Source organism: Streptomyces diacarni (assembly GCF_003323715.1).
In the GTDB taxonomy this organism is placed as follows: Bacteria; Actinomycetota; Actinomycetes; order Streptomycetales; family Streptomycetaceae; genus Streptomyces; species Streptomyces diacarni.
Map to the genome: position 1 here is coordinate 70,465 of NZ_QOIN01000046.1, position 23,005 is coordinate 93,469.

General features: G+C 71.4%; 20 protein-coding genes. 14 read left to right on the plus strand and 6 right to left on the minus strand.

The features are described from left to right. Positions 1-152 precede the first annotated feature (152 nt). The 3 genes from DTL70_RS17185 (at position 153) to DTL70_RS17195 (ending at position 6,374) form a co-directional block, all read left to right on the plus strand. Positions 153-1,013 (plus strand): type VII secretion system-associated protein, encoded by an 861-nt coding sequence (locus tag DTL70_RS17185; protein ID WP_114022841.1) that lies wholly within the window; start codon positions 153-155, stop codon positions 1,011-1,013. A gap of 327 nt (positions 1,014-1,340) precedes the next feature. Continuing rightward, positions 1,341-4,796 carry a hypothetical protein gene (locus DTL70_RS17190; RefSeq protein ID WP_114022842.1) on the plus strand — a complete coding sequence of 1,152 codons (3,456 nt, stop codon included), beginning with the start codon at positions 1,341-1,343 and terminating at the stop codon, positions 4,794-4,796. A gap of 57 nt (positions 4,797-4,853) precedes the next feature. Further along, positions 4,854-6,374 carry an RICIN domain-containing protein gene (locus tag DTL70_RS17195; RefSeq protein ID WP_181860961.1) on the plus strand — a complete coding sequence of 507 codons (1,521 nt, stop codon included), beginning with the start codon at positions 4,854-4,856 and terminating at the stop codon, positions 6,372-6,374. Positions 6,375-6,519: 145 nt separating this feature from the next. On the opposite strand, the gene DTL70_RS17200 is transcribed toward DTL70_RS17195, so the two are convergent. Next, complete coding sequence (locus tag DTL70_RS17200; RefSeq protein WP_114023179.1) at positions 6,520-7,083, minus strand: GrpB family protein; 564 nt, start codon at positions 7,081-7,083, stop codon at positions 6,520-6,522. Between the two features lie 437 nt (positions 7,084-7,520). On the opposite strand from DTL70_RS17200, the gene DTL70_RS17205 reads away from it, so the two are divergent. Further along, the gene (locus DTL70_RS17205) at positions 7,521-7,877 is read left to right on the plus strand and encodes a WDGH domain-containing protein (RefSeq protein WP_114022844.1); all 357 of its coding nucleotides are present in this window, start codon (positions 7,521-7,523) and stop codon (positions 7,875-7,877) included. Positions 7,878-8,006: 129 nt separating this feature from the next. Here the strand turns inward: DTL70_RS17205 and DTL70_RS17210 are convergent, their stop codons facing one another. Beyond that, positions 8,007-9,164: an MBL fold metallo-hydrolase gene (locus DTL70_RS17210; protein WP_245979426.1), complete on the minus strand. Its 1,158-nt coding sequence runs from the start codon at positions 9,162-9,164 to the stop codon at positions 8,007-8,009. Further along, positions 9,157-10,038, minus strand: coding sequence for an SDR family oxidoreductase (locus tag DTL70_RS17215; RefSeq protein ID WP_114022845.1), 882 nt, complete (start codon positions 10,036-10,038; stop codon positions 9,157-9,159). The genes DTL70_RS17210 and DTL70_RS17215 overlap by 8 nt, the downstream gene beginning before the upstream one ends. 78 nt (positions 10,039-10,116) lie before the next feature. On the opposite strand from DTL70_RS17215, the gene DTL70_RS17220 reads away from it, so the two are divergent. After that, positions 10,117-10,758, plus strand: a complete 642-nt coding sequence (locus DTL70_RS17220; RefSeq protein ID WP_114022846.1) for a TetR/AcrR family transcriptional regulator — start codon at positions 10,117-10,119, stop codon at positions 10,756-10,758. A gap of 159 nt (positions 10,759-10,917) precedes the next feature. Here DTL70_RS17220 and DTL70_RS17225 read toward each other — a convergent pair whose 3' ends face one another. Then, on the minus strand, positions 10,918-11,775 hold the full coding sequence (locus DTL70_RS17225; RefSeq protein ID WP_114022847.1) for a LysR family transcriptional regulator: 858 nt from the start codon (positions 11,773-11,775) through the stop codon (positions 10,918-10,920). Here DTL70_RS17225 and DTL70_RS17230 point away from each other — a divergent pair. Both DTL70_RS17230 and DTL70_RS17235 read left to right on the plus strand, forming a co-directional pair. Then, positions 11,774-12,187: a hypothetical protein gene (locus DTL70_RS17230; RefSeq protein WP_245979427.1), complete on the plus strand. Its 414-nt coding sequence runs from the start codon at positions 11,774-11,776 to the stop codon at positions 12,185-12,187. The genes DTL70_RS17225 and DTL70_RS17230 overlap by 2 nt on opposite strands. Then, positions 12,184-12,942 carry an SDR family NAD(P)-dependent oxidoreductase gene (locus tag DTL70_RS17235; protein WP_114022849.1) on the plus strand — a complete coding sequence of 253 codons (759 nt, stop codon included), beginning with the start codon at positions 12,184-12,186 and terminating at the stop codon, positions 12,940-12,942. The genes DTL70_RS17230 and DTL70_RS17235 overlap by 4 nt, the downstream gene beginning before the upstream one ends. A 517-nt stretch (positions 12,943-13,459) precedes the next feature. Here DTL70_RS17235 and DTL70_RS17245 read toward each other — a convergent pair. Then, entirely contained in the window at positions 13,460-14,311 is an 852-nt protein-coding gene (locus tag DTL70_RS17245; protein ID WP_245979428.1) for a LysR family transcriptional regulator, read from the minus strand. 81 nt (positions 14,312-14,392) lie between these two features. Between DTL70_RS17245 and DTL70_RS17250 the strand changes: the two genes are divergently transcribed. The 6 genes from DTL70_RS17250 (at position 14,393) to DTL70_RS17275 (ending at position 20,356) form a co-directional block, all read left to right on the plus strand. Further along, positions 14,393-14,887, plus strand: coding sequence for a cupin domain-containing protein (locus DTL70_RS17250; protein ID WP_181860962.1), 495 nt, complete (start codon positions 14,393-14,395; stop codon positions 14,885-14,887). A 407-nt stretch (positions 14,888-15,294) separates the two neighbouring features. Further along, a complete protein-coding gene (locus tag DTL70_RS17255) occupies positions 15,295-16,140 on the plus strand; it encodes a GNAT family N-acetyltransferase (RefSeq protein WP_114023181.1) in 846 nt (281 codons plus the stop codon). Positions 16,141-16,245: 105 nt separating this feature from the next. Then, positions 16,246-16,488 (plus strand): hypothetical protein, encoded by a 243-nt coding sequence (locus DTL70_RS17260; RefSeq protein ID WP_147266787.1) that lies wholly within the window; start codon positions 16,246-16,248, stop codon positions 16,486-16,488. Positions 16,489-17,548: 1,060 nt separating this feature from the next. After that, positions 17,549-18,847, plus strand: coding sequence for a bifunctional 3-oxoadipate enol-lactonase/4-carboxymuconolactone decarboxylase PcaDC (gene pcaDC / locus DTL70_RS17265; protein ID WP_114022854.1), 1,299 nt, complete (start codon positions 17,549-17,551; stop codon positions 18,845-18,847). Positions 18,848-18,852: 5 nt separating this feature from the next. Beyond that, positions 18,853-19,530 carry an MBL fold metallo-hydrolase gene (locus DTL70_RS17270; RefSeq protein ID WP_181860963.1) on the plus strand — a complete coding sequence of 226 codons (678 nt, stop codon included), beginning with the start codon at positions 18,853-18,855 and terminating at the stop codon, positions 19,528-19,530. A gap of 46 nt (positions 19,531-19,576) precedes the next feature. After that, on the plus strand, positions 19,577-20,356 hold the full coding sequence (locus DTL70_RS17275; protein WP_114022855.1) for an exodeoxyribonuclease III: 780 nt from the start codon (positions 19,577-19,579) through the stop codon (positions 20,354-20,356). A gap of 80 nt (positions 20,357-20,436) precedes the next feature. Here DTL70_RS17275 and DTL70_RS17280 read toward each other — a convergent pair whose 3' ends face one another. Continuing rightward, positions 20,437-22,293, minus strand: coding sequence for an SGNH/GDSL hydrolase family protein (locus tag DTL70_RS17280; protein WP_114022856.1), 1,857 nt, complete (start codon positions 22,291-22,293; stop codon positions 20,437-20,439). Positions 22,294-22,454: 161 nt separating this feature from the next. Between DTL70_RS17280 and DTL70_RS17285 the strand changes: the two genes are divergently transcribed. After that, positions 22,455-22,898, plus strand: coding sequence for a DUF6278 family protein (locus DTL70_RS17285; protein WP_114022857.1), 444 nt, complete (start codon positions 22,455-22,457; stop codon positions 22,896-22,898). Positions 22,899-23,005 lie beyond the last annotated feature (107 nt).

Genomic DNA, 23,005 nt, shown 5'->3' on the forward strand with positions numbered 1-23,005 from the left:
GGTGCACGCATCACGTACCGGGCATACCGGGGCAGGGGTTGCCTCGGAGGGCGTGGCGGGCTGCCGGACGGCCCGCGGGGGCGCGCTCGATGCCACCGACCATGCCGGGCATTCCCAGCAGCGAGCCAGCCGGCCCAGTAAGCGAGGACAGCATGAGCGACAACGGCGCTTCCGCCCCGGCCACCCGACCCGGAACGGACGAGCCGACGACCGGCCCCGCACAGGTCGAACCGGACACCACCGCGGCGTCCGCAGCGCCGGCCGGCGACGGGGCGACGACCGGGATATCCGACGACGACGAGGTGCTGGAGCCGCCCGAGGAGTTCGTCAAGGCGGCCAAGCTCGCCCCGAACCACTGGCTCTACCTGACCGATCCGGCGTGGCAGGGCGAAGGCCTGCCGCCGGACTGGGCCGTCGTGGGCCAGTGGCGCTCCGACGACGACGGCGAGATCGTCGAGTGGCAGGACAACGAGAACTACCAGCCCTCCCCGGAGGCGCTCGGCTGGCCCGAACCCGAGGACGACGTCGACGCCGCCATCCAGCTCGCCACCACCGGCTACGGACCGGCCGAGGACGTCACCGCCGCCCTGGCCAAGGCGGAGGTGGCGGTGCTGGTCACGGCGGGCGGTGAGCCCGTCAGCGCCTCGGCGTCGGACGGAACGGCGGTGGTCCCGATCTTCACCTCACCCCTGTACCTGCACGCGGCCGGACGTCTGGGGTTCGAGCGCGTGCGGATCCCCGCGCTGCTGGAGCGGCTGCCCAAGGAGCACAGCCTCTGCATCAACAGCTCGGCGCCGGTCAGTATGGTGATGACCACGGACGGTCTGGCGGACCTCATGGCCGCCGCGGCCGAACTGCCCGAGGAACAGGCCGCGGACGACGAGCCCGCAGCCGAGTGGCCGACGCTCGCGCCTCGCGAGGGCGCCGCCGCTCCGCAGGTCTCCGCACCCGCCGCGACGACCTCTTCGGACGCCCGGGACGCGCCGGACGCCGATGAGGGGAAGAACCGGTGACCCCGCGGCCGACAGCACGGCGTCGTCGGCACGTTCCACGGGGCAGCTGTGACCAATACAACTCGGCAGGGGCCGGCCGCGTCTGAACCTGGAGGGCAGCGCGAGCATCTGAACGAGTAGGACAACGCGGGGGGCGCCAACATCAACGTCCGGCTGGGATGCCAGCCGGACCGTGTGCGAAGGAGAGACGACGTGAGGCGTTCCGGCGGTGGCCGGTCACGGTGGTTCGGCGGTCGGGGCAGGGCGGGACGGGGGTCCGCGCGGCCCACCGCACCCGTCACCTCGCCCGAGGGGGCCGGCGCCACTGACCCGGGGAGCGACGCGCCGTTGGTCGCCGAGGAATACGGCGCGCTGGTGGTGCTGCGCGCGGCCCACGACACCACGATCAGCCAGACCGACATCGACGAACTGTCCGACCGGTTCGGCGCCGAGCCGGGCATCACCACCGTGGTCACCGGCACAGCGGGGCCGGACGGCGCCCCGGCGGACACGTTCTGGCAGCGCTTGAGTGAAGTGTTCGACACCCTGCGCGAGACAGGCTCCCACACCGTACGGCTCGTCCTGTCCGGCGCGGGCGAGGAACTGCCGGAACGGCCGTCCGTGGCCCGGCGGGTGGCCGACGCCTGGGAGCTGGAGGTGATCGCCCCGGACGGTGAGGTCGAGATCGTCCCCGGCGGCTCGCTCTTCGTCCGCCCCGACCGGCCCCGGACACGCGGCTGGTGGAGCTTCTCGCCCGGGGTGCGGCCGGTGGCCCTGGGCACCCGCCAGCCCGCGCCCCCGTGGCAGGACGGTATCGAGCAGGTGCCCGAGCGCACCGGCAGCGGCTGTGTGATCCATCAGGTCCCCGCGGGGCTGCTGGCGCATGCACCGCACGCGAACGAGCCGGAGCCCGGGGACCTGTGCTACTCGGTGCCGGTGGACCCCCGCGGCCCGACCGTCCTGGTCGGGGTCCCCGGGAGTGGAGACGTCTCGGCGTCCGATGTCGGCGAAGTACTCAGCGCACTGCCCGCCGCCCTCCGGCCCGGGATCCGCCTCGCCCCCGGCAGCCCCCGCGACATCCTGCGCACCGGCCAGTCGGCGGCCGACCTGCTCGAGCGCGAGATCGTGGTCTACACGGGCATGCCGCTCCTCACCCCCGCCGAGCGCGGCACCACACGGGCCGTACTCGTCGGAGCCGACGGCTCCCCGCTGTGGCGGCCGTTCGTGGACGCGGTGGTGTGCGCCCCGGCCCGCGAGGGCGAGCCCGCGCCCGCCCCGCGGCTCCTGGGGTGGAACCCGCCGCTGCCGGGCGGCGACGACCTCGCACACGGCACGGTGCCGCTTTCCGACCGATGGCGGGTCACAGGGACCCGGGCCGGTCTGTGGATCACGGACGCCGACGCGACGGACGACGAGGAGACGGACGCCGACGAGGCGGTACCGGCCCCGGTGACCCGCGAGGTCAACGCCGAGGGCCCGGCCATCGAGGTGGGCCGCCCCGGCGACGAACTCGCCCCCTCGCTGTGGCCCGAACTGTCCCGGCTCCTGTCCAGCCTGGGCGACGACGTCCGCGGGCGGGCGCGGCTGTACGTCCACGGCAGGGCCGCGGACGGCGGCCACGCGTTGCGCGCGCTCGCGGCCCAACACGGGGTGCGCGCCCTGCGCTTCACGCCCCGCCCGGAGCGTGAACCCCGGCCCGTCCCCGACGCGGCCCCGGCCTCCCGTCCCGCCGCGGACCCGGGCCCGGGCGTGGCCCCGGCCCCGGGCGCGCACCCGGCGGCCTCCGCCGCACCGAGCGCACCCCTGACGTCCGCCGCACCCCTCGCACACCGCCGCCCCGCTTCGCCGACCGCCCGAACGGAAGCGTCGGCGTCGGTGTCCGCGGACGGCCTGGACGGCCTGGACGGTCGTTCGGCGGAGTCGGGCCCGCCGGTTGGTGGTCCGTCGGCGGTGTCCGGCCCGCAGGCGTCCGATCAGCAGGGGACGGCCGCTCGCCCGACGCCCGGCCGGCCCTCCGTGACCGGCCCGGCCCGGAGGAGCCCGTCCGTGCCCGGCCCCACGGTGCCCGAGAGGCCGACGTCCTCCGGCTCTCCCGCCGCGGGGCAGCAGCCCGGTGCGGCGGCTCCGGACCCCGCCGAAGGCTCCGCCGAGGACCCGGCACGGCCGGTGTCCGAACGTCCCGCGTCGGCGTCTGGGCGTCCCGCGTCGGCGTCCGAGCGTCCTGGCTCAGTGGGCCAACGTCCCGCGTCGTCGGGTGCGTCGCCGGGCACGCCGACGAGAGAGTCCGCCCCGTCGACGAGGGGGGACGCGGCCCCGACCGGCCCCAACCCGGTGGCCGGTCCCGCCCCGGTGACCGGTCCCGCTCCGGTCCGGCCGCCGATGACGAGTGTGTCCTCGGGGCCACAGGACCCGAACGCGCTCCGTTCGGCACCGCCCGAAGAGACCTCGGCCGGGCCCGGGAACGATACGGCGCGCCCGGACACCGAGCGCGGCACGGTGCCCGATGCGGTGCCCGACGCCGGGCGTGACGCGCGGCCTGACGTGCCGTCGAGTGCCGGGCGGAACACCACACCGGGCACCGCGCCTGTCCCCGCGCCGGACGCTGCTGAGCGTGGGTCGGCCCGAGACCGCGCGCCGCAGAGCCCGCGCGAGCCGTCGGCCCCGCCGCGGAACGCCGTACCGGACACGGGCGCTGAGCGGGAGCCCGCGCCGGGTGCCACTCCGGCCCCGGCGCGTACGTCGGGTCCCGCGCCGGCCGGGCCCCAGCCGGAGGGCCCCGCGGACGCCGGTGCCGGGAACACGGAGGACCCGGTGCCGCCACCGCGGGCCATGCCCACGGCTTCCGCCGTCCCCACGGCCTCCGCCACACCTCTCGTGTCGGGCACTCCTGACGCCTCCGCTGAACCCGCGTCTGACGCACGGCTCGCGGCCCCGGCGGACCCCACCGCACAGGGAGACGACGGGGAACGGCGGGCTCCGCGTCGCGCCCCGGTACGGCTCGGTCCGCTGCTCCCGGCGCCGTTCCGGCCCGGCCACGTCTCCACCCAGGAGGAGCGCGACGCCTTCCGGGCGCTCGCGGACCGCGTGTGGGACCGGCACGGTACCGCCGTGGGCCGCTTGCTGACCCGGATGCCCGCGCTGCGCGGGCGGGAGCAGGAGGACGCTCGCGCCGACTTGATCGCGCTCCACCTCTACCTGCACACCTCCGAGGGCCCGCTGAGTCCGAAGGCGCTGACGCGGGGGCTGCACGACGGGGAGGAGCGGTTGTTGCCGTACGCCGCCTGCGTTGCCTCCGGGCTACGCCGGATGCCCTCGTACCGCGGGATCGCCTTCCGCGGCGCGGAGGAGACCGCCGGTCCGGGCGGCGTTGTGGAGCCCGGCGTCCTGCTGCGGGACCCCGCTCCGGTGCCCGTGCTGCCGCTTGGCGCCGGCGCACCGAGGCCGGGCGGTGCACAGTACGCCGTGTGGTCGGTGACGGGGCGCCGGGTGCGCCAGCTCACCGACCGGCCCGGTGCCGGACAGGCCCGGGACGAGGTGGTGTTCCCGCCGGGCACCCTGCTGCGGGTGCTCGACGTGCGTGAGGAGGGCGGCGCGCCGCTGACCCTTCTGCGCGAGGTGCCCCTGATCGGGCCGCACACCTCGGCTGGCAGCGACGGTGCGGAACCGGACGCCGGCGACCGCGCGGCGCTCGGCCAACTGGAGGAGGCTCTGCGCGCTCGCCCCGTGACCCCGGCCGGGCCCGACTGGCCGCAGCTGTGCGCGGGCTCACTGGAACGGGCCGCGGGCCTGCCGTCCGACAGCTGATGGACCAACTGACTGATGGACCGACTGACTGACCTGCCCGACAGGAATGGAGACTTGATGCCACAACAGAATGACGATGGGCAGACAGAGCCCCAGGTGCGCCGTGCCGTCACGATGCGTGGTGCGGCCTCCCAGCCGGCCTCCGCGTCGCTGCGCCCGCGGACGGCCGCCGACCCGAACCCCGGGCAGGCGGAGGAGCCATCCTCCGCCGCGCCCTCTTCGTCCGGTTCCGCCTCCTCCGAGCGCGGCGGCGACCAGCCGACGGCCGCGGCGGCTGCGTCCTCGTCCGTCTCGGAAGCGCGCTCGTCCGAGAGATCGGCCACCACTTCATCCGGGGCCGACGCCAACTCCTCCGAGGGGCCGGCTCCCTCCGGGGCGGGGGCGGACGGGAGTGGCGGCGGCGCCGTCGGTTCGCTGAGCAGAGCGGAGGGCGGGACGCCGCCCGGTGCCTCCCAGGGAAGCGCCGGAGCGGGCGGGGACGTACCGCCCTCGGGCCGTCCCACCAAGGCGCTGCTGGCCGCGGCGGGCATCGGGGGCGCACTGCTGATCGCGGCGCCGTTCCTGGTCATGGGCGCCCGGGATGACGACAAGACGGACACCGCGGCGGTCGCCAAGGACGCCACGGCCCGGACCCTGCAAAAGGACGAGGAGGAGACCCGGCCCGGGGACTACGCCCCCAAGCCGCCGGAGGTCGAGAACAAGGCTCCGAAGAGTGAGGCACTCAAAAAGGAGGATGGAACGCCGTCGGACGAAAAGGAGAAGGGAACGCCTTCGGACGAGCCGTCTCCCGACGCGTCTCCTTCGGGCGAGCCCTCTTCGGACGCGTCGCCTTCGGATGAATCGTCCTCCGAGTCGTCTGATGCGGAGGAATCGTCCTCCAAGTCGTCACCTTCGGACGAACCGGTTGCGAAATCGACGGTGCCTGAAGCGCACTTCTTGAAACCCAGGCTGTTTTTGGCGCCGGAGCCGCCGCCGTCGGAGCCGCAGCCTCAGGAGTCGACGCCGCCCAAGGAGCACCCTGGGACGGAGCCTTCGACAGCGCCGCCGGAGAAGCAAGAGAAGGCCAAGGAAGGGTCCGACATCAAGAAGAAGGTGGCGCCGCCCAACTACGCGAATGCGAAGGGCGTCCTCCTCAAGAATGTCGCGTCGAAGCTGTGCGCGGACGTTCCCGCCTTCGGCAAGGGCAAGCCCGACGGGCCGGTCAACCAGTTCCACTGCAACGGCACCGACAAGGACAACCAGATCTGGGACTTCGAGGTGAAGGAAAAGGGCAAGGGCCCCCGGTCCACCGACCTCTTCCAGATCAGGAACCGCAAGGACGGGCTGTGCATGGACCTGCCGAAGTTCGGCGGCCAGCCACGCGGTACGCGGGTCTCGGAGTTCCACTGCAACGGCACCACGGCTGACAACCAGCTGTGGTGGCTGGAGCCGCGTGGGGACAAGAAGTTCCGGATCCACAACTACGCCAGCAACCACCAGTGCCTCAAGATGAAGACCGGCAAGGACATCCACCCCGTGGACGCACGGCTGGAGATCCAGCCGTGCCACCGGGAAGGTCCCTTCGAATGGACCTTCTGACAACGGCCGTTTCCGGCTGACCGGCGCCTGGGCCCCTGATCTCCGAACGCAGATCAGGGGCCCAGGCGCGTACAGGGCGGCGGGGGCCGCAGATCAGGTGCACAGATCAGGTGCACAGCTCAGGAATCCGTGACGCCGCCCCGCGTCATGGGCGAGCTGCCCTGGCGCGCGCCTTGATCGCGCGGATGACGTCGCTCTTGGCGTCGGAGTAGTCGTTCATGTCGTCCCAGCGCCTGCTGATCAGGTCTCGTTTGACGCTCTCGTACAGGGCCCGATCGTCTGCGTTGGTGCGCAAGTGGTCACGGAGGAGCAGGTACTCGTGCACCGCTGCGTTCCCTCGTTCGTACACGTGCACATGGACGTCGCGAGCCGGCGTACGCACGAGTCGATGTCCTGGCTCGCGAACCCGCAGTTCGTAACCGGCGGCCAACAGCCCGTCGAGGTAATCCTCTTCTGCCGTGATGTCGGCCACCGAGACGACGAGGTCCACAATCGGCTTGGCGGCCAGACCCGGAACCGAAGTGGAGCCGATGTGCTCGACGTCGACGTCCGCTGCCGCCAACGCGTCGAGGATCCGGCGCCGGTGCCGCAGGTAGTCCTCCGCCCACCGGGCGTCGTAGCTGCTGAGGCCGACATCGAGTGCTTCCGGACCACCGATGATCTCGGCCGCCGTGACGTCCGGTCGACGAGGCTTGCCGCTGTTCGTCACCCACACATCCTTCACGTCCTGCCGCCAGGTCACGACCTCGGTCGACGGGGCTGTGGTCGGCGGTTTCGTCGACCCTCACCGTCGTCACGCGGGCTCAGCGGATCGGGGAGTGCGTCGCACCGAGAGTGGTGACGCGTTCCCGCTCGATCCGGAAGAGGCCGAGTTTACCGTGCGGTGCGACATGCCCGGCCCGGGCGCGGTTGTCGCTTGCTCGGCGATGTCGGTGTCCTTGCCGACTTCGAGCGGCAGGCTCCTCAGCAGAGGCAGGCCCAACGGCCGCTCGCGAAGGGCGGGTTCTTGTACGCTGACCCCACACGATCAGCTCGGCCAGACTGTCGAGCAGATGGTCGAGGTGCGCGGCGAGGCGGGGCAGGACCCGCCGCGTGGTGGCGGCGAAGCCCGCGTTTCGGGCTCTACACGATCTGGAGCCGGCGACGATGACCGATACCGGCAGTATCTCCGACGGGTTCCACACCTTCGACGAGCTGTACGAATTCAGGCTGCTCTACCACGCGTACGCCGCCCGGGCGTGGCTGGACGCCGGGTATCCCGTCGTCCGCTCATGGAAGCACCACGACGGTGAACCGTGCTTCGGGGGCGGCTGGTTCATCGTCGTGGCTCAGCTTCCCACGGGCCAGGTCAGCAATCACTACCGAACCGGCGGCTGGTCGTTGTTCGGCGACGTGCCCGAGGTCGAAACGGCGCCTGTTTGGGACGGGCACAACACCGCCGACGTCACCCGGCGGCTGCGCACGCTCCTCGGTGGAGAAGGGCCCGCGAGCGTGTCGCGTTGAACGGCCGGCACCTCCTGGGCCGCGCGTGCCCGGGCATGGCGCGGAACGGTCCGACAGAGGGCGCGGGGCGGGTCAGTCGGCGCTCCGGCGGACGCCGGGGGCGCTGGCGGTGGGCGCCGGGGACGAGGGTCACCTCGTGGTCTGACGCTTCCCGGATGCGCCTGGCCCGGTGATGTCGCCGTAGGCGAGTCCTCCATGGGTGTGGGTCGGGACGACCGGCCACTGCCGCTTCCAGGCAGCGCACTCCGAAGAGGGAAGGATCTGCAGCCACCTGGGGTCGCCCGGCGCGGGCGACGCCATCGTTTTCTCCTTGACCATCGAGTCGTACTGGTCGAGGGAGTCCTCCAGCGTGTTCGCGTTCAGTACGACCTCACGCCCGTAGAAGGCAGCCTGTTGCCGCACGCCGGGAATCTTCGAGAGTTCGGGCTGCCAGCTGTCGGCCGCCATGCCGTTCTCAGAGGACACCCAGACACCGTCCGGGGTGTTGATCGCCAGTGAGTGGTTGCCGTCGGTGTGTCCGGGTGTCCACAGCAGACTGACGCCGACGCCGAGTTCCACGTCCCCTTCGAAGACCTCCAGCCGCTCGGCTGGGACACCGTCCATGCCGCCGTCCACGTACCAGGCCCACTGCATCGGATGCATGGAGGCGAACGTGCCGAGCTCTTTGCTGTGCACAAGGAGTTTGCCGTTGGGGAAGAGCGGCCGGCGTGATGCCGGCTCATCCCGGAGCGGGGTGTCGCTTCCCATGATCATGCGGACGTCCTGCACGTGCAGGTGGTCGAAGCTGACGTAGTCGACGTCCTCGTTGCGCAGACCCACGCTCGGGAGGACTCGGTCCGGGTCGTTGTAGTACTTGACGAAGAGGCGTTCCGCGCGCAGGCGGCGAGCGAAGGACTGCAGCTTGTTGTAGAACGGCGCTTCCGCGGACCCCTCGGCCATGGTGGGCTCCCACACGAGGGTCTTCAGCTGCCCGTCGAACCCGTCGAACTGGATGACGAGCATCCGGTTGATGATGCTGATCATCGGGTTGGTGTTGACGGAGTACCCCTGGAAGGCGAACCGCGCCGGATACGGTGCGGCCGCGATGTCGAAACTCTTGACCGCCCGGACCCGGCCCTGGCTCACGAATCGCTCGCGGTAGCGCTCAGCAGCCGAGCGGATGGCCTTGAGGCGGTCTCCGCGCGGCCAGACGTCGTGCACGCCCTCGAACTCCGGTATCGACCGGAGGGCCTGCGCTCCGGTCGTGTTCAGGGTCTTCGTCTCTTCTGTCCGCGCCGCGTCAGTCATGTTCCCCTCCCGGGGTGGTGCTGGTGCTGGTGCCGGTGCCGGTGCTGGTGCCGGTGAAGATGCGTGATTCGTAGCCCTGGCGTACTGAGGCACCGGGCACGGACCGCACCTGGTCGGGCACCATGGCGCGGAGGAGAAGGTCGCGGACGGGCTGTGGAAACACCTCGACCCAGCGGGACAGCGGGCCGACGTATCCGGGCAGGGACACCTCGAACCGCGGACGCTCGATCACCGCCACGACAGCGCGCGCCACATCCAGGGGCTTGAGGAGCTTGGCCGCGCCCGTCGCCGTTCCCGCGGCGAGTTCGGTGTCGACGACGCCCGGCATGACCACGGAGATCCGGACCCCGCTGCCGCGCAGCTCCGCGCGCACGCCCTTGAGGTAGCCGTACACGCCGTGTTTGGTCGCGGCGTAGGTCGATTCGCCTGGCGGCGAGAGCTTCGAGGCCGCCGACGCGATGGTGACGATGTGGCCACGGCCTCGCGCGCGCATAGCGGGCGCGGTGAGCTTCACGCCGCGGATCACACCATGCAGGTTGACCTCCAACTGGCGGGTGGTGGCTGACTCGGGCTCGTCGGCGAAACCGCCGACCCACATCACTCCCGCGTTGTTGACCAGGACGTCGAGCGGGCCCCAGTGCTCCTCCACTTCGGCGAGGAAGGCGGTGAAGGACGCAGAGTCGGTGACATCGAGCCCGAAGCCCACCACGTCGCCCCGCAGTTCCTCGGCGGACGCTCGTGCCGCGGCAGGGTCCAGGTCTCCGAGGGCCACGCGGGCGCCGGCCAGCGCCAGCCGGCGGGCCGTCTCCCGGCCGATCCCGTTCGCCCCTCCAGTGACGGCGACAACGCGCCCAGCGAGTGCTCTCGTCTGCATCCCTCTCGCCTCCGCTCTATCTGACACACGTGCGTGTCAGATGGCGACCTAGACTGCCACCAGGAAGGGGACGACGCAATGGTGCAGACGAAAAGCGAAGGGCGGCGCTACTCGGGCCTCGACCCGGACGAGCGCGACCGCAAGCGGCGAGAGGCTGTCCTCGGCGCCGCGCTCGAACTGTTCGGCACACAGGGGTACGCGGCCACTTCGGTCAAGCGGGTCTGCCGGGAGGCCGGGCTCACCGAGCGGTACTTCTACGCGTGCTTCCGCGACCGGCACGACTGCCTGGCCGGGCTCTACGCCGAACTGACCGACAGCATGCGAGGCGCGGTCCTGGCCGCGCTCGACAAGACGACCGGCTCGGATCTCGACACCCGCGCCCACACCGGCCTCGACGCTTTCATCGGGTTCCTGACGGCCGATCCCCGGCGGGCCCGCGTGGTGCTCATCGAGGTGGTCGGTGTGTCAGACGAGCTGGAAGCGCGCCGTAACGGAGTGCTGCGCGAGTTCGCCGACCTCATCACCGCAGTGTGGTCCTTGCCAAAGGAGCCCGCGACCAGAGCGGCCGTCGACCTCCACCGCCTGACCGCCGTCGGACTGGTCGGAGCCGTCAACCACCTGCTCGTCGACTGGTTGCAGCGCGGGCAGGAGGATGACCCGGCGACACTCGTCGACGTGTGCTCCGCGCTGTTCTCCGCGGCACGCGAGCGGGTGGGCTGACGAGACCAGAGCGGCGGACGCACAGGCAGTCGTGGGCCATGCGTGGTGCGGGGCGGCACCGTTCCGCTCGGCCGTCCATGCCGAGATGCCGTCGGCCGCGTCGCACCGCCTTCGTGCTGTCGCGCCCGCGCGCCCAGGTCGTGCGCACCGTCCGCATCCTCAAGTCGTCCCGCAAGCATCCACAGCGGCGGTGATGAAGGAGGCGATCGAGCGGCGGCGGTCATCCCGCGACCATGCGAGGACGAGTTCGCTGTTCGGGGCATCGGTCACGGGCCGGTAGACGAGGCCCGGGTGCATGGGCTGGGCCAGCGAGCGGGGCAAGACCGCGATGGTGCGTCCCAGTCTGATCATTTGCAGGGCTTCGGCTGCGTTTGTGATCTCGGGCCCCGGCCCGGCCTCGGGCGCTCCGGTCCAGCGCACGCCTTTCCAGCGTGGCAGTGTTTCCTGGGCGAGGTCGGCGAGAGTGACCTGCGAGCGAGAGGCGAGCGGGTGGTCCGGCGGCAGGATCGCGACACGTCCTTCGACCATCAGGGTTTCGTGGTCCAGGCCGGTCACGTCGTCGAACGGCACGTACAGCAGGGCAACATCAGCGCGGCCGTCGCGGACGTGATCGGCGCGGTCGGTGGCTCCGCCGAAGAGGATGTCCACCTGGCGGGCGTCGGGCCGGCCGGCGTAGGCGGCCAGGATGCCGGACAGCAGGTTTGCGTCACCGCCGGGTTTGATCACCAGGCGCAGCCGGGCCTGCTGATCACCGGCCCGGCGGGCCTTCTCGGCGGCCGCGCTGACAGCGTTGAGCGCGTGCCGGCCATGGTGCACGAGCGCTTCGCCGGCAGGGGTGAGGGCGACGTGCCTGCTGGAGCGCTCCAGCAGCTTCACTCCGAGCCGGGATTCCAGGCGTCGGATCGCTTTGGACAGGGCCGGCTGCGCGATCGCCAGGCCGGCCGCGGCGCGACCGAAGTGCAGTACCTCGGCCACGGCGACAAAGTACTCCAGCTCGCGGGTCTCCAGCTCGGCCATGCCGAAAGACTACCGGCTGATCCATTCCCAGCAGGCATTGAACGAGAACGGATGGATCTTGGACGGGCACGCAAAACGCCTGTTCTCTGGAGGCATGATGCACCACACCATGATCGTCGCGTTCGACAATCCGATTCCCGCGAGTGAGCTGGACCAGTACCTCAAGGAGTTCGAGGAGCTCGTGAAGGGCTCCGGCCTGGTCGAGTCGGTCGCGGCCCGGCACCACATCCGCGTCCCGGGCGACGACCACGCCCCGGTGGCCATCGCCAGCGCCGTCCTGCAACTGAGCCTGCCCGACCTCGATGCCCTGAACGCAACCTTCACCATGCCCGGGGCAGTCGACCTCATCAAGCGCTGGCAGAGCCGTCACCCGTACAAGGCGGTCTGGGTCAACCACGAGCCGCTGTCGTGAGCGGCTACGCCGGGAAGGCCGGTCTGGTCACCGGTGCCGGCAGCGGAATCGGGCGCGCCGCCGCACTCGAGTTCGCCCGGCGCGGGGCCGCGGTCGCTGTACTCGACCTGGACGAGCACAGCGCTCGTCAGACCGTGGAACTGATAGTGAAGGAGGGCGCCCCGGCTGAGGCCGTGGCCGTCGATATCGAGGACGAGCAGTCCGTGCAGCGGGCCGTGACCCAGGTCGTGGCAACGTTCGGCGGGCTCGACTTCGCGGTGAACAACGCGGGAATTCCCTCCCACGACCGGGTCCTGACGGAGATGTCGGTCGAGGAGTGGGAGCGCGTGCTGCGAGTCAACCTGATCGGCACATGGCTGTGCCTGAAGTACGAACTGCCCGTGATGAAGCAACACGGCGGCGGGGCGATCGTCAACGTCGCCTCCAACGGCGGCCTGTACGCGATCCCCAGCGCCCCGGCGTATGTGGCCGGCAAGCACGGCGTCGTCGGCCTGTCCAAGGTGGCCGCCGTGGACTACGGGCCGGACGACATCCGCGTCAACGCGCTGTGCCCGGCGCTGACGAAGACCGCCATGTTCGACGGCGTCGTCGCTTCAGCCGGTGCGCAGATGGCCGAGCAGCAGGCGGCCGTCACCCCGCTGCGCAGACTGGCGGAGTCCGAGGAGGTTGCAGCCGCCGCTGTGTGGCTGTGCTCGCCGGAAGCCTCCTACGTCACCGGCACCGCCCTGTCGGTCGACGGCGGCCGCCGGGCTTGAGCCGGGGGCCACGGACGGCGGTGGGGGCGGACCGACGCCCCCACCCGAGCCGCTTCGCCGGGCTCGCCACCGTCACACCCGGGATCGACGGCCCCAACGCCCTGGAATACGCGCTGCGCGCGGTTGGAGACGACAACATCATGTTCGCCGTCGACACCCCCTGCGAGGAGACAATGGACGCCTTCCGCTTCCCCAAGTCGGCGCCGCTGAGCGAAGTCGGCGCCGCTGAGCGACGTGCAGCGCGCGACCATCGGCCACCGCACCGCCGAGCGCGTTTCCGGCCTGTAGGGGGCGATGTGCAAGGAGCGTCGGTTCCCGGACCGGGGCTGTGGCCGCGGGCCTCGACCAAGGCGTAGGACAGGTCCTTGAGGCCGGTGTGCTTGCGGGTCAGCTTGTCACGCCGCAGGCCGGCTCCTGCCGCGAGGGAGACGAGAGTGAGCTCGCCGTCGGAGTGCAGCGGGGACCGATCAGCAGGCGCACCACGTTCACGGGATGTGGCAGCACCGGCTGCCACCGCTCAGTGGCGGTACGCGGCTGTTGCGATCTCGACGAAGGACCGGATCAACGGGTTGGTGTCACCTTCGTTCCACACCGCCACCACTCGGCTCGGCGCCATGTCGGTCAGCGGTACCACGGCCAGCTCCGCGGGCAGGTCGTGCCCGAGGGGGGCCAGGCCGACCGTGCCGTTCCACAGCACGGCCTGCAGGCATTCCTGAACGGCGCGCACCATCGGCCCCTCGCGCGGCCTGCCACCGTTCCAGTACGACTGCCAGCTGGGGTCGGTGCCCTGCGGGAACTGGAACCAGCGGCGGTCGCCCAGTTCGGCCAGCCGCAACCGTTCGCGGCGGGCCAGCGGATCGTCGGCACGCAGGACCACCCCGACCGGATCGGTCCGCAGCGCCCGCACCCTCAAAGCGGTCTCGTCGAACGGCGCCCGGGTGAGGGCCACGTCGACCAGTCCGGCGCGCAGCCCGCACGTCGGGTCGGTCAGGTCGGTGTCACGGATACGGACGTCGACGCCGGGGTGGTTCCGGCGGTAGGCGGCGGCCAGCCTGGACGCTCCCGGGTCGGTGCCGTCGCCCAGGATGCCGACGGTGAGGGTCGCCGCGCCGGCCGCCGCGCTGACGCGTACACGGACGCGGTCGGCATGGCCGAGCAGGGCCCGCGCCTCGTCGAGCAGCACCGTGCCCACCGGTGTGAGCGTGACGCCGGTCGGCGAGCGGGCGAAGAGCAGGGCCCCGACGTCGGCCTCCAACTGCTTGATCGCCCGGCTCAGCGGCGGCTGGCTCACGTGCAGCCGGGTGGCGGCCCGGCCGAAGTGGAGTTCCTCGGCGACCGCCACGAAGTAGCGCAAGGTCCGTAGCTCCACGCTGCAACGATACCCACGAGGTATCGGCGCTGCGGGATGGGTCTTGGACACTGGCGGGGTCCCGGCGGTGCACTCGTGAGCATGACCGAAGAAGCGAAGACCAGCGAGCCGCAGGCCGGTTCTGTCATATCGGTGGTGGGTCCCGGCGACGGTGAGACGATCGTTCTGGGCACCACGCGCATGCGCGTTCTGGAGGACGGCAGCCACACCGGGCACCGCCTCGCGATCGCCGAGTCCGTCCTCGCCCCGTACACCCAGGGGCCGCCGCAGCACCGCCACGCCCAACACGACGAGGGCTTCTACGTCCTCTCCGGCACCGTGCGATTCACCGTCGGAAACGACGACTACGACGCCACCGCGGGCACACTCGTGATGGTTCCGCCAGGCACCCCGCACACCTTCGCCAACCTGAGCGACCAGCCCGCCGTCATGCTCAGCACATTCACCCCCGACCTGTACGTGCAGTACTTCCGAGACCTGCAGGAGGCACTCGACGGCGGCCGGCCGCTGACGCGGCAAGCCACCACCGACGCGATGAGCCGCTATGCGACCGAGCCCGCGACCGACCTCGCCTGAAGCCGACGGGACGGAAACAGCCCAGCCCCTACTGTGCTTCCGGCCGGCGGGGCCGCGGCGCTGCCGCCTGGCCCCCTCGGACGACGGACCGGGCCTTCTCCAGGGGCTTCCCCTGGAAATCGACGCAATCGACGCAATCGACGGGCCTCGCGAACCGGTGGCCCATGAATGGGAACGATGAACATCGCCTATCGGATCGTCGCGGGACCGCTCGCCCTCTTCTACTGCTACGCAGGCGTACTCGGCGCGGGTCTGCTGGACGTGTAACTGTGAAGTCGGGTACTGGAACTGTCCGAATACCCCCTGAGGCACGGGGTGTTGCGACGGCTTGAGGGTGTTGGGTCACCCTCTGGCTGACGTCGAATCTCGGATGCGGTGCAGCATCGTCCCGTGGTCGGATGCGCCACATGAGCGACTTGCTGCGTGTCCGTATCGAGCAGTATTACGCCACTGCGCCGTTGCTGTTCGCTGATGCCGAAAGGTTCGGTTCGTTACGGCTGTTCGTGCGCAAGACACCTGGTGCCCCGTATTACGGCGGCCCCGGCCATGCTCAGCCCACCGCAGAGATGTCTTCGGCCGTTGTCGCCGCTGATATCGCCCGGGTGCGAGCTCGGCAGCGCGAACTTGGTGTGCCGGAGGCTTTCGAGTGGCTGGCCGAGGCGGCGCCGACGCTGCGTGCCCGTATCGAGGCCGCCGGTCTGCCGGTGGAGGAACGCCCGCTGATGGCGCTGGATCCCAACCACGCAGTGGACTCACGTCCGTTGCCGGGTGGCGTGACGCTCCGCGTGTTGACGTCCGACGACCCTGCGTTGCCCGCGGCCCTCGCTCTCCCCCGCCTGGCCTTTGCCGAGGAGGGCACCGCGGTGGGCCCGGCGGGTCGTGAGGAGCTGTCGGTGGTGGCCGATGAGCTGCTGGTGGACGGTACTGTGGCAGCGGTCCGCCCCACAATCCGGGCCGGGCACAAAACGCTCATTGCTGCACTCGCCTCCAACGGCACCCCGCTGGCTGTCGGCCATTACCACCCGGCGAACGACACCACGGAGATCGGCGGCATCGGCACCCTTCCCCTCGCCCGCCGTCAGGGCCTGGCCGCCGCTATCACCGCAGCCCTGGTCAACCACGCCCGCGATCACGGGGTGAGCACCGTCTTCCTCGCCTACGCAGATGACACGATCGCTCGCATCTACGCACGTCTCGGCTTCCGCCCCGCCGGCAGCACCCTCCTGATCGCCAACCAGCCCGCGCGATCATAGGCTCCCAGCACTCATGACGCTCTCGGTCGGCGGCTGACCTCGGCTGCGTCGGCGGCCCAGTCTCCAGCGGCGGCTCGCTGCCACTTGGCGGTGACGGTGGTGTCGATGCCGAGAGTGCGGGCCAGGTCAGCGACGGGTGCGGGAAGCTCGTCCGGGGCGGAGCCGAGGCGGACGCGGACGGCACCGTCCCGCTTCCTCTATGTGATCGAGAGCGAGCCGCGAGACCGCGGCGGGCCACTGGGCGTAGAGGAACAACAGCAGGCCGGCGAGGCGGCGTTCGGACTTGAGGGTGTCCTCGTGCAGGAGGCGGCGCTGGTGGCCCAGCGGGCCTCGTCGTCCCCGGCCTAGCGAACATGCGGTCCCGGTCGTCGAGAGCAGTCCCCTGCCCGACCAGATCATCCGCCACGTGGAAGCACCTCGTTCGTCTCGTGGAGGCCCCGAGAATGCGTGCTGCTTTTCCCACTGTCAATAGTCTGGATGCCATGTACAGGAGGGAAATTAACGCCACTAGAAGTGCAGGTCAGGGCACATGCTGTGGCTTTTTCCGCGCAGCAGGAAAGAGGAGCGCGGAAATTTCCATGAGATAGAAAAAGGCGGAGTCATTCCTCCGTGGGGTGGAAGCTCGGGGCCGGGGAGCACCCCCGCCAGCGCGGGGGTCCGCAATGTCGTGGTGCACGTACCGGCCCGCGAGCTTGCGGCCCACGTCGCGGGCGACGGTGAGGACAGGGGCGCCGGTTGAGGCGCGCTGGATCGCCGGTTAGCCAAAATCACCGCGAATGAGTGGCTTGACCAGTGGTCGGCCATGAAGGCCGAAGACCTGGAAGAAACCACCACCTGCAACTATCAGATCACCTTGGACCGTGTTGGTGGGAAGTATTCATGGGAAGCGGGTACATGTCCGACTCCAGGGCCTTGCCGAGGAGCACATGTCCGCTTGGTGCCGCGGCCGCGAGCAGGAACACAGGCGGTTCTTCGCACAAGTCCAGGAGGAGGATCGCCTCGCGGCTGGTGAGGCATACGCCTTCACGGCTACGTGCTTGCAGACGAACTCGGCGTCGTGTTGAACGGCCGGCACCTCGTGCGCCGCGCGTGCCGGTCATGCCGCGCGTGCCCGGTCGTGCCGCGCGTGCCCGGTCGTGCCGCGCGTGCCGGTCATGGCGCGAAACAGTCTCCGCCGTGTACGCCTGTACGATGCCCGAACCGCGTGCCCGACCCGGCTCGCCCGCGAGGGCGTGGCGGTGCGCGTCCTCGCCCGGCCGGCAGGCCGCACGGGTGTCAGGGCGACGACGAGGCGGCACGTGTAGCCGGATGTGGAGGATCTGCGACCGGCGGCGGGAGCCTGAGGTGGACTCGTGGAGGACGAGACCCCTCTGGCAGGAGACTGTGCGAGATATGGGAGCGTGAGCGGGTGAGCGACACGACCGCCAAGACCCTGCAACACCGCCTTGAAGGGCCGGAACACGCCCCCCTGCTTGTCCTCGGCCCGGCACTGGGCACCACCTGGCACATGTGGGACCGGCAGATTCCGGAACTCACCCGGCACTGGCGGGTGCTCCGCTTCGACCTGCCGGGGCACGGCGGCTCGCCGGCCTACTCGGCCGACTCGGCCGACGCCTTCGCCGAGCGGCTGCTGGCCACTCTCGACACGCTGGGCATCGAACGGTTCGGCTACGCGGGCTGCGCGCTCGGCGGTGCCATCGGCGTGCAGCTCGCCCTGCGCGCGCCCCAGCGGGTCACCTCGCTGGCACTGATCTCTTCCTCGCCGCGCTTCGCCACCCCCGACAGCTGGCGCCAGCGCGGCGTCGTCATCCGCACCAACGGGCTCGACCCGATCGCCCGCACGACGCCGGAACACTGGTTCACCTCCACCTTCGCCGCCGCGCAGCCCGCGATCGTCGAGTGGGCCGTCCAGATGGTGCGCACCACCGACCCCGGCTGCTACATCGCCGCGTGTGAGGCGCTGGCCTCCTTCGACGCGAAGGCGTCCCTGGACCGGATAGGCGTGGGCACGCTGGTCGTCGCGGGGGCCGACGACCAGGTCACCCCGCCCGCCGAGGCCCGGGCGCTGGTCGCCGGCATCCCGGACGCGCGGCTGGCCATCGTGCCGGGCGCCTCCCATCTGACGCCCGTCGAGCAGCCCGGTGCCGTCACCGACCTGCTCATCCGGCACTTCACCACCACCTGGCAGGAGTCGGCGGCGGGTCCGCCCGCGCCCGCTCCCGTGATCACGCCCGTGCCGCCGCAGGCGTCGGCCGTGGCCGAGCTGGAGTCCGCGCAGGCCGCCGCGGCGCGCACGGACGCCTACGACGCGGGCATGAAGGTCCGCCGCGAGGTGCTCGGCGACGCGCACGTCGACCACGCGACGGAGGGCTCCGACGCCTTCACGGACGACTTCCAGCACTTCGTGACCCGCTACGCCTGGGGCGAGGTGTGGACGCGTACCGGCATCGACCGCCGTACCCGCTCGGTGATCACCCTCACCGCGCTGGTGGCCCGCGGCCACCTCGACGAGCTCGGCTTCCACACCCGTGCCGCGCTGCGCAACGGGCTGACGCCCGACGAGATCAAGGAAGTGCTCCTCCAGACGGCCGTCTACTGCGGTGTGCCCGCGGCCAACTCGGCCTTCGCCGTGGCACAGCGGGTCATCCGGGAGGAGACCACGCCGGAGGATCGCAGGGACGCGGGCGCTCCCGTCGAAGCAGAATGAGCCCCATGGGATTCGACACGAACGACGCACCGCTGGGACTCACCAAGCAGGGCCACGCCTGCGTCCGCCTGCACAAGGAGGGGCGCACCCTCGTCATCGACCCGGGCGGCTTCAGCGAGCAGGAAGCCGCACTCGGCGCCGACGTGCTGCTGGTCACCCACGAGCACCCCGACCACTTCGACGAGCTGCGGCTGCGGGCCGCCATGGAGGACAACCCGGAGGCCGAGATCTGGACGCTGCGCAGCGTCGCCGACCAGATCTCCGGTGCCTTCCCCGGGCGCGTCCACGTCGTGGGCCACGGGGACACCTTCGAGGCCGCGGGCTTCCGGATCGAGGTCCACGGCGAGCTGCACGCCGTCATCCACCCCGACATCCCCCGCATCACCAACGTCGGCTTCGTCGTGGACGGCCTGGTCTTCCATCCCGGCGACGCGCTGACCGTTCCGGCGCGCCCCGTGCACACGCTGCTGCTGCCGGTGCACGCCCCCTGGAACAAGTACTCCGAGGTCCTGGACTACGTGCGCGCCGTGGGCCCGACGCAGGTCTACGACATCCACGACGGGCTCCTCAACGACAACGGCCTCGGACTCTTCGGCCGGATGCTGGGCGCGGGCGGGCCGGGAACGGGTGGCGCGGCCCACGCCCACCTCGACCCGGGGGAGCGTGTCTCACTGGCGCGGTAGCCTGCATGCTCCGGGGGACCACCCCCGTAGCCCCGACGGAGTCTGCATGCGTATCGCCACCTGGAACGTCAATTCGATAACAGCCCGCCTGCCGCGCCTCACCCAGTGGCTGGAGACGGCTCAGCCCGACGTGCTCTGCCTGCAAGAGCTCAAGGTGTCCGACGACGCCTTCCCGCAGCAGGAGCTGCGCGCGCTCGGGTACGAGTCGGTCGTCAGCGCCCAGGGCCGGTGGAACGGGGTCGCGGTCCTCTCCCGCGTCGGCATCGAGGACCCGGCTCTCGGCCTGCCCGGCGCGCCCGAGTGGGAGGGCACCGTCGAGGCCCGTGCCGCGGCCGCCACCTGCGGCGGTGTGCGGGTGTGGTCCCTCTACGTGCCCAACGGGCGTGAGATCGGCCACCCCCACTACGAGTACAAGCTCCAGTGGCTCGCGGCGCTGCGGGACACCGCCGAGAAGTTCGCCTCCGCGTCGACACCCTTCGCGGTCCTCGGCGACTTCAACATCGCGCCGACCGACGCGGACGTGCACGACATCACCCAGTTCGAGGCCTCCACCCACGTGACCTCACGTGAGCGCGAGGCGCTCGCCGCGCTGGAGGCCGCGGGGGTCTCGGACGTCTACCCGCGGCCCCTCAAGTACGACGTTCCGTTCACGTACTGGGACTACCGGCAGCTGTGCTTCCCCAAGAACCGCGGCATGCGGATCGACCTGGTGTACGGAAACGAGGCGTTCGTGACCGGCGTCTCCGACGCGTACGTGGACCGTGAGGCGCGCAAGGGCAAGGGCGCCTCGGACCACGCGCCCGTGGTGGTCGACCTCGACCTGTAGGGCGCTCCGGCCCCCCGTCGCCCCTCCCGCCGTGCCCCGCCTCCTCGCACGGAGGCGGGCCCCGGGGGAGGGGCGGGCCCTCATCCGGTGAGGGCGCGCAGGTCCACCGACTCGCCGAGAGCCTTCAGCCCCGCGTCGCCGGGGTGCAGATGGTCGCCCGAGTCGTACGCGGGGGCCATCCGTGCGGGATGCCCCGGGTCCCTGACGACCTTGTCGAAGTCGAGAACGGCGTCGAAGTAGCCGCCGCTCTCCCGCACGAAGGCGTTCACCTTCTGCCGCCGCGCGTCGACCTCAGCGGTGCAGTCCTTGTACCCCTCACAGGGCGTGATGGTGGCGCCGACGACCCGCAGGCCCTGTGCGCGGGCGCGGGCGGCGATGGCCCGCATGCCCGCGATGACCTCCTCGGCGGTGGCGCCCCACCGCACGTCGTTGATGCCTTCGAACAGGACGACGGTGCGCGCGTTCGTCTGGGCGAGGACGTCCCGCTCCAGCCGGTGCTGGGCGCTCACGCCCGCCGTGTCGGTGCTCACCCCGTCGCCCGGGTAGCGGTCGCTCGCGACGCGGTTGGCGGAGATGCCGTGGTTGAGGACGCCGAGGCGCGGCACGTCATTCTGGTGGAGCAGCCGGCCGGCCAGCACGTCGGGCCAGCGCCGGTTGGCGCCCTGCGTGGAGCGGACGCCGTCGGTGATGGAGTCGCCGAGCGCGACGACGGAGCCGGGGCCGCCCTGGACGTCGACGCCGGTCAGGAACGGCCACATCGACAGGGAGCGGGTGAAGGCGCCGCCGGCGGTGTCGCCGGTGCGGTTCCCGCTGCCGCCTTCGCTCAGATAGGACCGCTGGAGCGCCTCGCTGTGTACGGGCGCCGCGCTGACCGGCTCTGGCAGATGGATGCTGACCAGCAGGTTCGTGTCCTGGGGTACGTCGAATCCGACGGGGTCGCTGACGGCGCGGGCGCCCGCGGGGATGCGGGTGCCGGCTCGTCCGCCGTCGAAGGTGAGCGGCACCGGGCGGCCCTTCGCCGTGGCACCGTCCTTCTGGACGGCGAGGGAGGCGTGTCCGATGCGTACGGGCTGGGCCGCGAAGGTGTTCTCCAGTCTGATGCGGGCCTTCGGTCCGCCGGCGGAGGTGTGGACGACCAGCCGCAGTGTCTGGTCCCGCCACAGCCCGACCCCGGTGTAGCCGCCGGTGCTCGCGGCCCAGCTGCCGGTCCATCCGGTGCTCTGAGGGCGGGGGGCGATGTCGAAGACGTGCAGGTCGGCGTCGTTCCCCGGGTCCTTGGGAAGGGTGACGGAGGCGAGGGTGCGGCCGCGTTCGAGGGGCACCGTGACGGCGTAGATCCTGGCCTTCTCGCCCACCTGGTCGCCCTGCCGGGTGTTGAGGTGGGGGAGTGCGACGGCTTTGGTGGCGAGGGGGCCGCCGCGCCAGTCGCCGGCCGTGAGGGTGTAGTGGCCGCGGGAGCCGTCCCGGTAGTGGAGGGTGCCTTCGCCGCTGACGGTGTCGCCGGGGCCGTGCGGCGAGGTGGCGGCCACCAGGAAGGAGAGCGCGGTGCCGCTGCCGTCGACCCGTACCCGCTGGCCGTCGGCGCGTACGTTGTCCGGGCGGCCCGGGGCGCGGTCGGGCCAGCGCAGCCGTGCGGCGTCCAGGTCGAGCCGGGTGCCGGGGGACCACCCCGCGGCCTTGAGGTCCTGTGCGGACAGGGAGCGGCCCGCGCCGTCGAAGTCGGCGGCGCCGGGATCCGCGTCGTCGCTGACGGCGCGGTTGTCGTAGAGCTTCTCCAGGGGGAGTGGCCGGTTGGCGGGGGCGGCGGCCCGGCTCGCCGTGGCGGGGGTCTGCGCGGTGGCGGTTGCGGTCAGTGCGGGTGCGGTGGCGGTCGTGGCGGCGAGCAGGACGGTGAGGGATCTGATCCAGGTACGTCTGCGCACGTGTTGCCCTCTCATGGGACTCCAGCAGCGTTGTGTGCACTTCGGATTCGACCGAGGCGGGGTGAAGTTAGGGAGGCTCTGACGCGGCGTCAAGGTGTCCTTCGGCCCAACCGGGTGGGCTCGTCGCACCGCGCGCCTATGGTGCCCGGGGCCGTGAGAATGCCACGCTGTCAGGCATGCACTTCCCCTTTCTGGACAACTGGCGCAAGCCCCACCCGGATGCCGAGGGGGCGGCGACGGTGACCGACGAGTTGTCGGGCGACCAGACGAGCGCGGCGCAGCTCCTGTCCGAATGCGAACTGCTGCGCGAGCAGGCGGGCGCCGTAGGGGTCGAACTCGACGACACCGTCGAGTCGTTGACCGCTCTCGACCAGCTGCTGCCGCACTGGCGCGAGGACCCGGAGGTCGCGCCCTGGCTGGGCGCCGACGCCGGGCTCTACCTGGGAACGGTGATGGTGCGTTCGGTGCCGGGCGCCCGCTGGGTGCGCTGGCCCGACGGGCAGCCCGTGGTGCGGCTCCCGTCCGGGCGGGAGGTCGATGTGCTCGCGGAGGGCGCCACCTGGGCGGAGACGGGTTCGCCCGAGCTCTCCCAGGCGTACGCGGAGGTCAGCGAGGACTGACCGGCCGCCGCCCGGGCCCTGCGGTGGCGGGCCCTGGAGCGGGACAGGCGAGAGGTGAGAGGCCACCCTTCCTGTTGTAAACCCTTACTGCGTGTCATCCCGGTAGT

Bases quoted from the DNA above. Each gene is read 5' to 3' on its own strand.
- DTL70_RS17185 (WP_114022841.1), top strand. From the start codon at position 153: ATGAGCGACAACGGCGCTTCCGCCCCGGCCACCCGACCCGGAACGGAC.
- DTL70_RS17285 (WP_114022857.1), top strand. From the start codon at position 22,455: ATGCACTTCCCCTTTCTGGACAACTGGCGCAAGCCCCACCCGGATGCC.
- DTL70_RS17205 (WP_114022844.1), top strand. From the start codon at position 7,521: ATGACCGATACCGGCAGTATCTCCGACGGGTTCCACACCTTCGACGAG.
- DTL70_RS17210 (WP_245979426.1), bottom strand. From the start codon at position 9,164: ATGACTGACGCGGCGCGGACAGAAGAGACGAAGACCCTGAACACGACC.
- DTL70_RS17255 (WP_114023181.1), top strand. From the start codon at position 15,295: ATGAGCGACTTGCTGCGTGTCCGTATCGAGCAGTATTACGCCACTGCG.
- DTL70_RS17230 (WP_245979427.1), top strand. From the start codon at position 11,774: ATGCCGAAAGACTACCGGCTGATCCATTCCCAGCAGGCATTGAACGAG.
- DTL70_RS17280 (WP_114022856.1), bottom strand. From the start codon at position 22,293: ATGAGAGGGCAACACGTGCGCAGACGTACCTGGATCAGATCCCTCACC.
- DTL70_RS17225 (WP_114022847.1), bottom strand. From the start codon at position 11,775: ATGGCCGAGCTGGAGACCCGCGAGCTGGAGTACTTTGTCGCCGTGGCC.
- DTL70_RS17270 (WP_181860963.1), top strand. From the start codon at position 18,853: ATGGGATTCGACACGAACGACGCACCGCTGGGACTCACCAAGCAGGGC.
- DTL70_RS17215 (WP_114022845.1), bottom strand. From the start codon at position 10,038: ATGCAGACGAGAGCACTCGCTGGGCGCGTTGTCGCCGTCACTGGAGGG.
- DTL70_RS17250 (WP_181860962.1), top strand. From the start codon at position 14,393: ATGACCGAAGAAGCGAAGACCAGCGAGCCGCAGGCCGGTTCTGTCATA.
- DTL70_RS17275 (WP_114022855.1), top strand. From the start codon at position 19,577: ATGCGTATCGCCACCTGGAACGTCAATTCGATAACAGCCCGCCTGCCG.
- DTL70_RS17260 (WP_147266787.1), top strand. From the start codon at position 16,246: ATGCCGAGAGTGCGGGCCAGGTCAGCGACGGGTGCGGGAAGCTCGTCC.
- DTL70_RS17195 (WP_181860961.1), top strand. From the start codon at position 4,854: ATGCCACAACAGAATGACGATGGGCAGACAGAGCCCCAGGTGCGCCGT.
- DTL70_RS17220 (WP_114022846.1), top strand. From the start codon at position 10,117: ATGGTGCAGACGAAAAGCGAAGGGCGGCGCTACTCGGGCCTCGACCCG.